The organism is Peribacillus kribbensis DSM 17871, from assembly GCF_000430765.1.
Taxonomy (GTDB): domain Bacteria; phylum Bacillota; class Bacilli; order Bacillales; family DSM-1321; genus Paraperibacillus; species Paraperibacillus kribbensis.
The window spans coordinates 82,976-96,884 of the sequence record NZ_AUMQ01000030.1 but is presented as its reverse complement, the minus strand read 5'-3'; the positions used below and the strand labels follow the sequence as shown (position 1 = coordinate 96,884).

Here is a 13,909-nt window from a genome sequence, read left to right as displayed (position 1 = left end):
TTCTTTATTTAATGGGAAGGTTATTAAAAATATTTCTTCTTCCAAAAGATGAGGGTGGTTATGGCTGATAAGGAGACAGCAAAACACATGGTGATCAGAAAAGCATGCGGGCTTTTCTCGAATGGCAATGCAACATTCATCCCATAAAAGCTTGCAACCATGGTTGGAAAAGAAAGAATAATGGTGATGGATGTCAAAAACTTCATGACAGCATTTAGATTGTTAGAGATGATGGAGGCAAAGGCATCCATCATACCGCTTAAGATTGAGCTGTAGGTGTCAGCCATTTCGATTGCCTGGGTGTTTTCGATAATCACATCCTCAAGCAGATCCTTATCTTCCTCATACATTTTTAAATGATTGAGCCTGAGCATTTTCTCAAGGACAATCTTATTGGATTTCAAGGAAGTGGTAAAATATACAAGGCTCTTTTCCAATGAGAGGAAGGTATACAGCTCTTTATTTTTCATGGATTGATGGAGCTCCCTTTCTGCTTCATCCGTCTTCTTATTGATCTGCTTGAGATAGCGCAGATAATAGGAGGAAATGATAAAAAGAATCTGCAGCGCAAATCTCGTCTTTTTATTTGTAAAGAATCCTTTTATTTTATTGTTTTTAAAATCTGATAATATCGGTGTTTCTTTTAAGGAAACGGTAATGAAGCATTCCTCGCAGATAATCATCCCGATGGGAATTGTCTCATAGATCGGGAGGCCGGTATCGTCCCTGGTCACATAAGGGAAATCGACGATAATCAGTACATTATTGTCTTCCTTCTCAATCCTTGACCTCTCTTCATCATCCAGTGCATCCCTAAAGAAATCGACCGGGATATTCAGCCTGCCGGACACCTTGCTGATTTCCTCATCACTCGGCGAAATCATGTTGATCCAGCAGCCTTTTGTAATCTCGGGGATTGGTTCAATCCTGCCGTATTCATTTGTCTTAAAAACCTCAATCATTTGCTGTCCTCCTCATGATATTGAGGAAGCAGCCATACCTTTTAAAGGGCTGACATATTTGCAATAATCACTCCCACATGATAAAAAGATAAAACCGTCTTCCTCAAGCAAATTTTCCGAATCGGGTTCTATGGAACCGTGGCTACTCAAACAATCAACTCCTTTAATGGTCATTTCCGTTATTTTATGCAAAAACGCAAACCCCAGTGCTATATGCCATCAGCATATGGGCTTCCTAAAAAATTATACTCTTAACCCCTAAAAAATCAATGAGATAATTATGCATAAAATTTAATTATAAAAGAGAAACACGAAAAAGGGAAATGAAATACAGGGCTGGACTAAAGTCACGTGTTCGCACAGAAGTTGATGCTGCTGCCCCAGGCATAATAAAAGAGCATGAATCATAGACTCATGCCCCAAGACGAAATGAAATCATTCCTTTATATTAATAGCCGCTCACTGTCTCCTCATAACCTTGTGAATAATCATGGGTGACTCCATCCAGCAACAGATCTAATTTTTCAAGCATTTCGTTAATGTCGTTCAAAGTAATTTTTTCATAGTTTGCTGACATTCTAACTCCCTCCCTCATATTAAATCAATTCGCCCAGTCTGGAATCGGATGAATGAAAAAGACAAGTCTGAAATGGACTTGTCTTTATTCTTTGATTTAATTATAAAGGCTTCCCCGTGACTTTTGTATTGGGAAAATTTTCGTTAATATATTAAGAAGGCGGAAGAATTACTTCAATACGGGAAGGTTTATATATTGAAGAATCATAACCGACATTTGTGAAGGAAAATGCCGTTGCTAGTACAGCACCTAATGCTATACATAAAATAAATTTTTTCATTTAAACTGCCCCCTTCTTTGATAATTCAATATATTTATTATAAAAATGAAGTGATTTATCCATTTCATTTTTTTCCGAATACCATTCAGCAAGCTTTAAAGCTATGTCTTTAGCAGATGCAAATTGATTGTTATTTATATAGTAAGAATACACTACATTTTCCAGGTATGTATAGTATTTTTGTTGGGAAAATAATTGATATTTATACATATTTGCTAGGATAATATACTTCTTATGATTTTTTTTGTCACAAAGATCTAAGACTTCATCAATAACACTTACAATTTCCTCTTTTTCACGATTTAATTTAATAGATGTTTCAATATAAGCAAGTTTAATTATTAAATCCTCTTGACTTCCCTTAGGAAATGATCCGCTGCATTTTATTAATAATTCTCTCGCCTTTTTATATTCACCCATTTCCGTAAGCATAACCGAATAGTTAAATAGAACTTGATAAAATAAATTGTCCTGTAGAAGTAACCTAGATGTTCTCATTAAATTCCTATACATTTCTGAAGCCTCTCGGTACATTTCCAGTCTCATATAGCCTATCCCTAATAACATCTTTGTATGAATTATTCTCAAGAAATTATTTTCATTCTGATATATATTTAATGCTTTATTTGCCTGAATAATACACTTTTCAGGATCATACAATACACTTGCACATAAAGCTTTTTGATAATAGAGTTCACCGTTAAAAGTAATCGCTTCAGTTGGATTATAGGATTCAAGCCTGATAAATTGCTCATTGGCCTCGAGTATTTTATTCTCACTCATTAAGGACAATCCAATAAGGAAAGTATAAAGTAAATTTTCAAAAGGCGTAAAGTTATTTTGGAGTTTTTCAATAACCTTCTGTGTCTGATTAATTTTTTCATAGTCTCTTTTTTGAGTATAATATTTAAATAAATAGAGATGGTATAAATTAATTAAATCAGTAGAAGAAGCAAATTCCTCCATATCTTTAAGGTATGTATTATACTGTTTATCTGCTGTTTCAAAATCGTAAAATACCATAGCCTCATAAAATTCCTGTAGCGCTTCTTTTAACTCCTCATACTTCTCTTCTTCCTGCTCCAGGTTCACATTCAGCTTCTTCAAAAGAAGATCAACCGTCTCCGCGTTTCCATCATAGCTGTTGTTTTCGATTTTACTGAGATGGGAGATGGAACAAATATCCTGTGCCAATTCGGATTGAGTCAAATGCTTTTTTAGACGGTAGTATTTTATAATGGACCCCAGCTTCATAATATCCTTCCATTTCCTATCATATTATATATATATTACTATATATAATATCAGTCTTCAAAAGGTTTTCGATTCATCGATCCCCGCCTTGTTCTTTAGTACATAACATATTTTTGAATTCCTGGTTTTATACCCCACTGTAGAAATAAATAATCCCGGGAAATAATAATCCTCCAAAGTATACAAAGAAGGCTGTCCCAAAAAGTTTTATATCCTTTTAAGACAGCTCCTGGGCTTAGCCTTTGTTAAGTACGCTGTGTTTTCTTCCGTATAGGAAATAAATCAATAATCCTATCACAAGCCAGATTCCGAACGCGGCCCATGTGATTCCTGGCAGCTGAAGTGCGAGGTAGGCGCAGAAGAGAAAGGCCAGAATCGGGATTAATGGCACAAATGGTACACGGAAACCGGTCTTAAGCTCTGGATTGGACCTGCGCAGATATAGAATTCCCAAGGAAACTGTCATAAAGGCAAATAATGTGCCGATATTGGTCAATTCGGCCAGCTTATCAAGTGGAACCACCCCTGCAAAGATCGCTACCAATAGGCAGGTTATCCAAGAATTCACTATTGGCGTCTGCTTCTCTTTATGGATCCTAGAAAACATTTTAGGCAATAGACCATCTCGGCTGATCGCATAAAATAGCCGGGTCTGTCCATAGATCATCACCAGAAGTACAGTTGTGATCCCCGCAATGGCTCCAACCGAGACAAGTCCGGCAATCCAATCCTGATGAATATAAGTAAGAGCGAAAGCGACGGGATTTTTAACATCTAACAGATTATATGGAACCATCCCGGTTAAAATCAAAGACACGACAATATATAGAATGGTGCAGACAAGAAGAGAACTGATGATCCCTATCGGCATATTTTTCTGGGGGTTCCTCACTTCTTCCGCAGCTGTTGAAACTGCATCGAAACCGATATAAGCAAAAAACACAGTGGCCGCTCCCAGTGTGACTCCATTGAATCCAAAAGGCATAAATGGTGTCCAGTTCTCCGGCTTTATATACCAGACGCCTGCTGCAATGAAAAGGACAACCACTGCCAGCTTGATGATGACCATTACAGTATTAAATTTTGCGGATTTTTTTACTCCCTGCGTCAGGAGCAAGGTGATAATAACAATAATGAAAATTGCTGGTATATCAATAAAAGTCCCTTTGTCCGGGTTATACGCACTGGTGATGGCGTGAGGGAGCTGGAATCCGAATCCTGCGAGCAGACCCTGGAAGTATCCCGACCATCCGCTGGCCACAGCTGATGAAGCAAATCCATATTCCAAAAGGAGATCCCAGCCAAGGATCCAGGCGGCCAATTCACCGAATGTGGCATAGCTGTATGTATAGGCGCTCCCCGAAACCGGTACTGTCGAAGCAAATTCAGCATAGCATAGTGCCGCAAATACACAGGCAAGACCTGCTATTACAAAGGAGAGAACAAGAGCCGGACCCGCATACCTTGCTGCGGCGACCCCTGTAAGAACGAATATACCCGTTCCTATGATCGCTCCTATCCCCAGCATGGTTAAATCAAAACCGCCAAGTTCCTTTTTTAGCTGAACATCTTTCCTGCCTGTTTCTTGAATCAATTCTGCAATAGATTTCTTTCTGAATAAACTCATAAATCCTCCTGATGCAAGTGCTATTATCTAATAATACAGATTAATTGAAGTTAATATAACAATACTCTACATTATTCGACAAAGTGCAGCAACTTTATTTTCTGTTTTACCTAAAAGTTATCTCCCGCGCCATCTTCAAGATCATTTAATGTTTTATCCTGGTTACAAGGGGAAAAGATGAGTAATCAAAAAAGGGAAGGAGAAAAAGTATGGCTAACGAAGAGAAGGAACGATACTTGGAAGAAAGAAATGATACAAATAAGGCATTTCAGAAAGACCAGCAAAAGCAGCTGGAGAGAGATCAGACTCTCATGCCTGTAGATGACCTCCCCCTTGAAGATATAAAGGAAGAAATGAGAGAAGAACGCGATCGCGACGAATCCAAGAACCAGTCCTCCAGTGAAAAAAAACTGAATGGCAGCATGGGTATGGACAACGATCTTCCCGATCCGGATCGATACAAAAAGTAAAGAAAAAGAGCCACTATTATAGTGGCTCTTTTTCTTACTTATTATTCACCTTTTTTTCTGGATAAGAATAATCGTAATCTGCTGGGTTGATCTTCTTGAATCCCTGTGGATTGTAGAATCTCAAGAGATCTCCATATACAATCTTGTCAGAAAGTTCAAGTTCTGATGTTGCCTTGTCACCCATCGGTTTACATTGCTTTGCATCTATTTCCTCAGTGGTGGCATTTGAATAACATTTGCCGTCAACCTCTGTATATTGAGGAGACATAAAGTCCCCATTCCTGAATGGAACAACCTGATCAAAGCTGTTCGATAGGATATCTGATCCGAATTCTAGATAATCTTTAGAATCCATTCCTAGAAGATGCATAACAGTAGGACGGACATCTACGTCACCGCTGTACTTGCTGACTACGTTACCCTTCACACCAGGAACATGAATGAACAAAGGAACGCGCTGCAGCTGGGCGTTATCGAATGAAGTAATTTTATCCTTCCCAAGGATTTGGGCCAAGGCCTTATTATGGTTCTCTGATAAGCCATAATGGTCACCATAAAGCACAATCATGGTATTGTCATATAAACCGGATGCCTTCAGATCATTAAAGAACTGTTCAAGTGCCTCATCCATGTAATGTGCTGTCTGGAAGTACTGGTTCACTACCTTATCATTCGTCTTGGCTGCAGGGAAGGTAATATCCTCTTTATCCAGGTCAAACGGGAAGTGATTGGACAGCGTAATGAACTTGGTATAGAACGGCTGCTTCAAGCTTGTTAAGAGCGGCATGGATTCCTTAAAGAATGGCTTATCTTCCATACCATAGTTAATGGTATGCTCTTCAGTCATATCATAGTAGTTCGCATCGAAAAACTTGTCATAGCCCAGGGACTTATACATTTCTTCGCGATTCCAGAATGTTTTATAGTTACCGTGGAACACCGCGGAAGTATAGCCTTTGGTTTTCAGGATACCAGGCAGTGCCTGATACGTATTTTGTGCTTTTGTGGTAAATACCGCTCCCTGCGGAAGCGGATATAAAGAGTTTTCCATCATAAATTCAGCATCAGATGTTTTTCCCTGACCAGTCTGATGGAAAAAATTATTGAAATAGAACGTATTAGGATCATGGGTCAATGAATTAAGGAATGGTGTAACTTCCTGACCATCAAGCTTATAGTTGATCATGAAGTTCTGGAAAGATTCAAGAGATACATAAATCACGTTCATCCCTTTGGCCTTGCCAAAGTATTGAGGATTTGGTTCCGCATAGTTCGATTTAATGCTGTTCTCTACTTCAGTGATCTGGTCACTGTCCGCCAATGCTCGCTGGGCAGAGGATTTTGTGCTCTGAATCATGTCATAAATAGTATAATTATAGGTTCCTAAATATTTTACCAGGTAATTCCTGTCAAACGTCCTTGTTAACAGCTCAGGACGATCAGATTCTGCAAGCCCAAGGTTTACAAGGAAGATAATGACTGCAGATGCAAATACTCCCATGATGGTCCTTGCTTTTAGTTTTTGTTCTGTGATCGGCTTTACTTTTTTCAAGAGAAGCAGCGCAATCAGGATAATGGTGTCAAGGAAGTAAAAAATATCTGTCCAGTGTATCAGCGCGCCGATACTGTTGCCAAGATCTCCTGCATTGTTCTTTGTTTGAGTCAGTACCGGAAGGGTAATAAAATCATTAAAGAACCGGTAATATGCGATGTTGGCAAATAAGATAAAAGATAAAACGAAGTTAATGGCAACCAGGATACGGTTTCTTGCTCGTCCCTTGCGAAGCAGTGAAAAGGCAAAGAAGAACAATGCCGAACTGATTGGATTTATGAACAATAAGAATTTTTGCAAGTCATTGGTGATGCCCAGACTAAATTCTGCTCTGTAAGCTGCATACGTTTTAATCCAAAAGAGTAAAACCGCTAAATAGAAAAAGGAAAGTTTTGTGTTTAACAGGTTCCTTCCTATCTTCTTCATGCTTTCCATTCAGAACATCCTTTCTAATTTTAAAACATAGGCTTTTTTCCATCTGAAATAATACTCAATTATAAACCTTAATTCATTTTCGTCAAGGTCCGTTTTAACAATTTTTTTACAGAAGCTTAACAATACATTATGCTATGTCCTAAATAAAATTTTATTACTCTGCGTTGGTTAATAACGCCATATTGGCAAAAAGAAGCGCAGTCCATGGGCTTTTTTTACCCAGCTGCGCATATCCCATAAACCACTCCTACAATAGAAAACCAAATATTCCTTAACATTTCCTTAACCTGCTATTTTGCTAAAATTTACAATTTATTTTTACGCACTGAATTATTATATCCCTTATCAGTAAAAATGTCACATTCAAACCACAAAAAAAACAGCTGGCAAAACCAGCTGTTTTTTCTTAGAGGACCATAAATGTCTTATTGTAGGCAACCAGCAGGATAAAGGCTAGAAGAATGACGAATACTATCCAGAAACCCGCGTGCTTCTTCCCTTTTCTTTTGCGCGCTACAAGCATTTCCATAATTCCCATTAAAATGACAGCAGCTATACCTTTTATGATATAACGGCCGTTAAAGTGGCCCAGGATCAGCATCCCAATCCCGCTTCCCAGCATGATTAAGTAAAAAAGCCTTTGGATCATTAATGTTATCTTTTGTCTGCTGGCGAAATAGCTGATAAGGAAAAGAAGAATTAAGATGGCCCATGAACCTGCATGAGTATGATATAAACCTGTTAACATAATCACTTGCTCCCTTATGTATTTTTCATATAACTACCAACATTATAACAACACCGCTAAAGAATTTAAAATGCCTCCCATTAAATCAGGGCCAATTCTTTGCAGACATCGTTCACAATTTGTATACATCTGACAGTCACTAAAGGTTTTTTATAGGACAAAAGTATCTAATTGAACGAGTTTCTTCATATTATATGCTTTCATTTGATTATTTTTTCAGAACATTTCACCCCTGTCTAATTTAGCCGGCAGATCTTTACTGCATTTTCGACAAACAGGGATGATTATTTCGATAGGCTGTTTCCAAACTTTGTTGCTTCGAAACAAGGTGGTTGATTTCACGCTCCAGGTTGCTCGCTTTCCGCGGGGGCGGGCGGTGAGCCTCCTCAGCTTCGCCTGCGGGGTCTCACCTGTCCCGCTTCCGCTCCAATCAACCTGATTTTACAATGAGATCGCCTCTCAGAACTATTAAAAAAACAACAATCTTTTAGAAAAGATCCTTTCGATAACATACTAAATAAGACAGCAAACGTACTCAGATTCTTACTGAGCCAGTCTGCTGTCCTCAATTTAACGGTGCATATCCAAGGCGGTATCTCTCACCTTTGCAAACAGTCCTTCGTCAATATCAAAAACAAGTTCCCTCGCAGCTTCCCAGGCCTTCTCCTCTGCCATTCTCAGGAGTTTCCTGGATTCTGCTTCATTGGCTACTGCCAGCAGATCGGCAATGGCTGCAAGACTCTCATCGGTAGCATGCCCTAATTCATGAGCAAGTACTATTGCATAATAATTTAAATAATGGCTTATGCTGCCAAAAAGAAGCTGGCATTGCTCTTTTACAGTATCGAGGTACATGGTGATGGATCTGGTTCCGAGGTTGTATTTTCCACCAACGAGCCGTCCGTTTGGAAATCGGTTTTCGAGGGAGACCGGGACATTAAGCCCGCTGCGGGTCAAAAGTTCCGAGGTAATTTCTTCGATTGTCTTATCTAACATATCCCACTTCCAGCATAAAGATTTTTTATAAACTCAATCATTTTATATTCTATATCGGAATAATACAAGATTTTTTTACTCTTCTCTCTTATTAATATATTCACCACTCCCTTCCCTCTTGATAACAAATTTCAATTTCTTTTATGTTTAAGTTCTTTTAGCGAGGCTATATAAGTACTGTAAGATAAAAATTACTTTGCTAAAGGAGAGTGGAGTACCATGGCTAAAGAAAACGATGAAAAAATGACTGTTGAAGAAGCTGGCCGCATGGGCGGAGAAGCTACATCCAAAAATCATGACAAAGAATTCTACCAGGAAATCGGCCGTAAAGGCGGAGAAGCCACTTCCAAAAATCATGACAAAGAGTTTTATCAGGAAATCGGCAAAAAGGGTGGAGAAGCCACTTCAGAAAATCATGATAAAGAATTTTATCAGGAAATCGGTGAAAAAGGCGGAGAAGCCAGAAATAAAAACAGGGATTAAAATAAATACGGTTTTTTTTACAGAGAACCTATTACTATTTACCTAGCTTCTCCTGGGAAATGTGAACAAATGATTTAACGTATAAATCGGTCTGTACAAAAAATCAATCAAATTAAAGGAGTGCATGTAAAATGGCTAAAGATAACAATAATAAAATGAGCGTTGAAGAAGCAGGTCGCAAAGGCGGGGAAGCTACTTCTGAGAATCATGGCAAAGAATTCTACCAGGAAATTGGCAAAAAGGGCGGAGAAGCTACTTCTGAGTCCCATGACAAGGAATTCTACCAGGAAATCGGCAAAAAGGGTGGAGAAGCTACTTCTGAGTCCCATGACAAGGAATTCTACCAGGAAATTGGCAAAAAGGGTGGAGAAGCCACTTCTGAGTCCCATGACAAGGAATTCTACCAGGAAATTGGAAAAAAAGGCGGAGAAGCCACTTCTGAGTCCCATGGACGCGAATTCTATGAAGAAATCGGCGAAAAAGGCGGCAATGCCAGAAACAATAACAGAGACTAACATCCTTGCTTGAAATAAAGTAAGATAGAAGTTTCATGTTTCTGAATATTCAGTTTTTTTGATTATACTATAAAAAGGGGTGTTTTCAATGGCTAACGACAATAAAAATGGAAAAATGACAGTGGAAGAAGCAGGACGCAAGGGCGGGGAAGCTACTGCCAAAAATCATGATAAAGAATTTTATCAGGAAATTGGCAAAAAAGGCGGAGAAGCTACTTCCGAGAATCATGACCATGAATTCTATGAAGAGATTGGCCGAAAAGGCGGAGAAGCACGAAATAACAATGATAATGACTAAAGCAAAAAAAAGAAAGAAAGCACGCGATGTGCTTTCTTTCTTTTTTGTTAAAAGGGAACGATCCCGATTGGGTTGACTGCATTGGTCTTCCCCGCATTCCATTGTCCATTATGGAGTTCAAAGTGCAAATGCTGCCCTGTGGATTGACCTGTATTCCCCATGATTCCAAGCTGCTGGCCTTTGGCAACTACCTGTCCTGTGCCAGCCAGCCTTTCTTTTAGATGGGCATAGACCGTTGTATAAATCTTCCCATCGATGGAATGTGTGATAAAAATGACATTCCCGTAACTGGAGGATAGGTACGATCTGCTGACTACACCATCAGCGGCTGCTACGACCGGTACATTTGCCCCCGCATTGGCAATATCCACACCCATATGCCTTTCGCTTCCCCGCTGTCCAAAATTGGATGATAAGATTCCGTTGGCTGGAGTTGTGAATGTCCCTCTCGAAATTATCGGTCTTGGAGCAGATCCAGCTGAAAAGCCCTTCATTTCTTCCTCAGCGGCCCTTTTTCTGGCTGCCTCAAGCTCAGCAAGCCTTGATTTTTCAAGATCAATTGCCTTCTGTACAGCCGCACTTTGGGCAGCGAGAAGCTCTTCCTCTTCCTTTAAATCCATTTTATGCAGACTTGTTTCATGCTCCTGCTCCTGAAGCTCTTTCATGAGCCGGTCTTTACCAGCCTTCTGTTCCACTTGTTCTTCCTGGAGGCTCTTTAGTTCTGTCAGCATAGACTGCAGGCTCCCTAATTCTTTTTTCACCTGTTCCTCAGCTGTCTCCAGTTTGGATTTATCTGTTTCCTGCTCATGGATGATATCCCTATCAGCCTGCATCAATGTAGAAACGGCCGATACCCGTTCAAGAAAATCCCCGAAATTTTCGGCCCCAAGCAGGACCTCCAGGTAATCAACATTCGCGCCGTTTTCCTGCATCGCCCTCGCCCGCTGCTTCAAAAGCTCCTCGCGCTTTGCGATCTGTTCCTGCAGCTGAGCAATTTCATTATTTAATTCAGATATTCTTAGATTCTTATCTTGTATTTGTTTTTCCTTTTCTGCGACTTTTTCTACAGTTTCTCTCATCTTGAGCTCTAATGCCTCAAGCTGCTGGATCACTGTTTTCTGCTGGCTCTGCAGGCTTTCAATCTTTTTGTCAGCCGCCAGGACGCCAGACTGTACCGTTTCACGCTTAGCGTTAAGCTGATTTTGCTTCTCCTGCATATCTGTTAAACTAGCAGCTTGAGCCCCCCCGGAATAGGCTCCAAGGCATAATAAAGCCGCCATTAAGATGAATAATTTTTTCAATGTTTTCCCCCGCTTGTTTAAATCCTTTTTTCGTCACAAATCCTGTTAATTTCTTAAATTTATGGATTTTTTGTCACCTTTATCCAAATCCATGACTATTATACCATTTTATTTATCGATAAATGTTTCAAATATATTTCAATTTACCTAATTCACTCCGAAAAAAAAACTGGGATAATTCCGGCTTTCACCGGAATTACCCCAGTCTTCTAATCTATTTGTTCCTGATTCCGCTTTTTCAAATTCATTTTCATCACGACATTCTGATAGATTCCCATGGATCCCAGGAGAAGAATTAATGAGGAACCTCCATAGCTGATAAATGGAAGCGTAATCCCTGTAATTGGAATCAGTCCGGTTGCCCCTCCAAGATTAATCATCACCTGTATGCCGATCATGGACGAGATCCCAATCAACAGAAGGCTCCCAAATGCATCTTTACATCTGGCCGCAAGCAGGAAGCCCCTTAATACAATAAAGCCAAGACCTGCCAGAACGAAGGCTACACCCAAGAATCCAAGCTCTTCTGATATGATCGAGATGATGAAATCGGTATGTGACTCTGGCAGATAGCCATATTTTTGGATGCTTTGTCCAAGACCAAGGCCCTTCACGCCGCCTGACCCTATTGCAAGCAGAGAATTCGCAAGGTGAAATCCTTCATTTTGCTCAGTTTTAAATGGATCGCTTAATACTTCAAACCTTGACATACGCTTTTCCGAAACAACAGTCGAAAAATTGCCTGTAATAATGACAAGTATAGCAATTAGTACAAAAGCAGCCACGAGGACGCCCCCAAGCTTCGAGAGGCCTTTCAGGGACATGCCGGATGACATCAAAATCATCCCAGCAATCATAAGGATGATGACCACATTCCCATAGTCTGGCTGGAGGGCGATAAAGAAACAAATAGCACCAAGGAAAATCATGGTCGGCATAACCGCTTTATCAATATTATCAATCCGGTCCTGCCTTTTAGAATAGATGGCCGAAAGATAGATGATGACCCCAAGCTTGGCAACCTCAGCAGGCTGCAGCTTGAATGGACCGATTTCAATCCAGCTTTGTGCGTTTCCCGCAGTATGTCCCACAAAAAACACCAGCACTAAAAGAAAACCCGTCCCGGCCATGATGGCCGCGAGAAATTTAGGCTGCTTGTACAGCTGATATGGAATAAACATGGTGATCAGCATGGCGGCAATTCCAATAATGAACGCTACTTTCTGTCTTTGAAAGAAAAAGTCTGCGGACACTCCATACCGGGCCACGGCTGTTATCATGCTTGAACTGTAGACCATCATTAAACCGAAGAGACAAAGAACAATAATCGTAAAGAATATTGGATAGTCATAAGCTTTTAATATCTTTTTTAACATGTCATTCTTCCTCTTTACTGTAGTTATCTTATGTATGAATTTATCTTATCATAAATTTAGTCGAAGTCTTGTTACAAATATGTTATTTGATTGAAAGAAAAAACCGCCCAATGCATGAGCGGTCCTGCTATTCATTCTCATAATCTTCCTTTATCCGGTTGTGCTCCGGGTTGTCTCCCATCTTCTCATATACATCTTCATTATTTAAAGTGTTTTGCTGGTTTTTCGTGTTCTCATTATATTCGTATCCTGCTTTCGCTTCCGGCTCTCTGTTATTGGACATTGCTGCACCTCCTTCTTCTATCTATTACCACATGGAGCTTTTGTTAATCTCTAAAGGAACTTATGTAATGATTTTGTAAAGGGGATCCCCTCTGTTAATTCTATTTGCCATATGGATCAAAAACTTTCCCATCTTGGATTCGGGCTGGATACATGGACTGAAAATTACAGCTGTGGCTGTTGTTGTCCATGCAGTCACCGGTATGGCCCGGAATTTTGCACCCGATTTAACAAGAAAGGGTGTAGTTAAATGATGTTAAGAAAAAATTAATGCTTTTTTAATAGCTATAAATAAAAAAATTAAGAACTCACCATTATGATTGTTTCAAATAAAACAATTTTATATATGGGTGGTGGTATTTTCAAAGTGAACTTAGTCTAGGTAGAATTGTTTAATATGTATGGAGAAACAATTATATATCATCGCAAACCGATTCAACACAGGCCACATTAGGTGGACAATTAACAGCTTTTGCGAAAATTGAAAACAAAATGCTGGAAGATGTAAACTCAAATAACTTTACTTTGGCGAAAAAAGGCGCAGACGATTTGGAGCATCAATGGGATACAGCAGAACCTAAACTTAGAAATTTAGATGGAACAACATGGACAAAAATTGATGGGACAATTGATGTGGCTTTAGCAGCTGTTCGCTCTTCGAATCCTAATGCCGCCAAGTGTAAATCTGCACTTAATCATTCTCTTAATCTCATAAATGGAGCAAATAAATAAAACAAAAGGAATCGCAAATAG

15 protein-coding genes and 1 pseudogene are annotated in these 13,909 nt (G+C 39.5%); 5 read left to right on the top strand and 11 right to left on the bottom strand.

The window, feature by feature from the left end:
• Positions 1–23: 23 nt before the first annotated feature.
• The 5 genes from H539_RS0104980 to bcaP all read right to left on the bottom strand — a co-directional run bounded on the left by H539_RS0104980 (position 24) and on the right by bcaP (position 4,700).
• Positions 24–962, bottom strand: coding sequence for a magnesium transporter CorA family protein (locus H539_RS0104980; protein ID WP_026692618.1), 939 nt, complete (start codon positions 960–962; stop codon positions 24–26).
• Between the two features lie 448 nt (positions 963–1,410).
• Positions 1,411–1,539, bottom strand: coding sequence for a hypothetical protein (locus H539_RS33050; RefSeq protein WP_281171387.1), 129 nt, complete (start codon positions 1,537–1,539; stop codon positions 1,411–1,413).
• Positions 1,540–1,690: 151 nt separating this feature from the next.
• Entirely contained in the window at positions 1,691–1,819 is a 129-nt protein-coding gene (locus tag H539_RS33045; RefSeq protein WP_281171386.1) for a hypothetical protein, read from the bottom strand.
• Positions 1,820–3,073 (bottom strand): helix-turn-helix domain-containing protein, encoded by a 1,254-nt coding sequence (locus tag H539_RS0104965; protein WP_026692617.1) that lies wholly within the window; start codon positions 3,071–3,073, stop codon positions 1,820–1,822. It lies immediately after the preceding gene.
• Positions 3,074–3,308: 235 nt separating this feature from the next.
• Entirely contained in the window at positions 3,309–4,700 is a 1,392-nt protein-coding gene (gene bcaP / locus H539_RS0104960; protein WP_026692616.1) for a branched-chain amino acid transporter BcaP, read from the bottom strand.
• A gap of 209 nt (positions 4,701–4,909) precedes the next feature.
• On the opposite strand from bcaP, the gene H539_RS27755 reads away from it, so the two are divergent.
• A complete protein-coding gene (locus tag H539_RS27755) occupies positions 4,910–5,170 on the top strand; it encodes a hypothetical protein (RefSeq protein WP_035321942.1) in 261 nt (86 codons plus the stop codon).
• A 34-nt stretch (positions 5,171–5,204) separates the two neighbouring features.
• On the opposite strand, the gene ltaS is transcribed toward H539_RS27755, so the two are convergent.
• From ltaS to H539_RS0104935, 3 genes are all read right to left on the bottom strand, one after another.
• Positions 5,205–7,157, bottom strand: coding sequence for a lipoteichoic acid synthase (gene ltaS, locus H539_RS0104950; protein ID WP_081415783.1), 1,953 nt, complete (start codon positions 7,155–7,157; stop codon positions 5,205–5,207).
• Between the two features lie 406 nt (positions 7,158–7,563).
• A complete protein-coding gene (locus H539_RS0104940) occupies positions 7,564–7,905 on the bottom strand; it encodes a DUF1516 family protein (protein ID WP_026692614.1) in 342 nt (113 codons plus the stop codon).
• A gap of 570 nt (positions 7,906–8,475) precedes the next feature.
• Positions 8,476–8,901 carry a hypothetical protein gene (locus H539_RS0104935; RefSeq protein WP_026692613.1) on the bottom strand — a complete coding sequence of 142 codons (426 nt, stop codon included), beginning with the start codon at positions 8,899–8,901 and terminating at the stop codon, positions 8,476–8,478.
• A gap of 219 nt (positions 8,902–9,120) precedes the next feature.
• Between H539_RS0104935 and H539_RS0104925 the strand changes: the two are divergent.
• The 3 genes and pseudogenes from H539_RS0104925 to H539_RS0104915 form a co-directional block, all read left to right on the top strand.
• Positions 9,121–9,381, top strand: a pseudogene (locus H539_RS0104925) (KGG domain-containing protein); the annotation flags it as partial.
• A gap of 134 nt (positions 9,382–9,515) precedes the next feature.
• Entirely contained in the window at positions 9,516–9,899 is a 384-nt protein-coding gene (gsiB, locus tag H539_RS0104920; protein ID WP_026692611.1) for a glucose starvation-inducible protein GsiB, read from the top strand.
• 88 nt (positions 9,900–9,987) lie between these two features.
• Positions 9,988–10,197 (top strand): KGG domain-containing protein, encoded by a 210-nt coding sequence (locus tag H539_RS0104915; RefSeq protein ID WP_026692610.1) that lies wholly within the window; start codon positions 9,988–9,990, stop codon positions 10,195–10,197.
• A 47-nt stretch (positions 10,198–10,244) separates the two neighbouring features.
• On the opposite strand, the gene H539_RS0104910 is transcribed toward H539_RS0104915, so the two are convergent.
• The 3 genes from H539_RS0104910 to H539_RS31340 all read right to left on the bottom strand — a co-directional run bounded on the left by H539_RS0104910 (position 10,245) and on the right by H539_RS31340 (position 13,157).
• A complete protein-coding gene (locus tag H539_RS0104910) occupies positions 10,245–11,498 on the bottom strand; it encodes a murein hydrolase activator EnvC family protein (protein WP_026692609.1) in 1,254 nt (417 codons plus the stop codon).
• 209 nt (positions 11,499–11,707) lie between these two features.
• The gene (locus H539_RS0104905) at positions 11,708–12,874 is read right to left on the bottom strand and encodes an FtsW/RodA/SpoVE family cell cycle protein (RefSeq protein WP_026692608.1); all 1,167 of its coding nucleotides are present in this window, start codon (positions 12,872–12,874) and stop codon (positions 11,708–11,710) included.
• A 127-nt stretch (positions 12,875–13,001) separates the two neighbouring features.
• Positions 13,002–13,157: a hypothetical protein gene (locus tag H539_RS31340; RefSeq protein ID WP_155889945.1), complete on the bottom strand. Its 156-nt coding sequence runs from the start codon at positions 13,155–13,157 to the stop codon at positions 13,002–13,004.
• Between the two features lie 491 nt (positions 13,158–13,648).
• On the opposite strand from H539_RS31340, the gene H539_RS27750 reads away from it, so the two are divergent.
• Positions 13,649–13,888, top strand: a complete 240-nt coding sequence (locus tag H539_RS27750) for a hypothetical protein (RefSeq protein ID WP_051348439.1) — start codon at positions 13,649–13,651, stop codon at positions 13,886–13,888.
• The last annotated feature ends 21 nt before the right edge of the window (positions 13,889–13,909 follow it).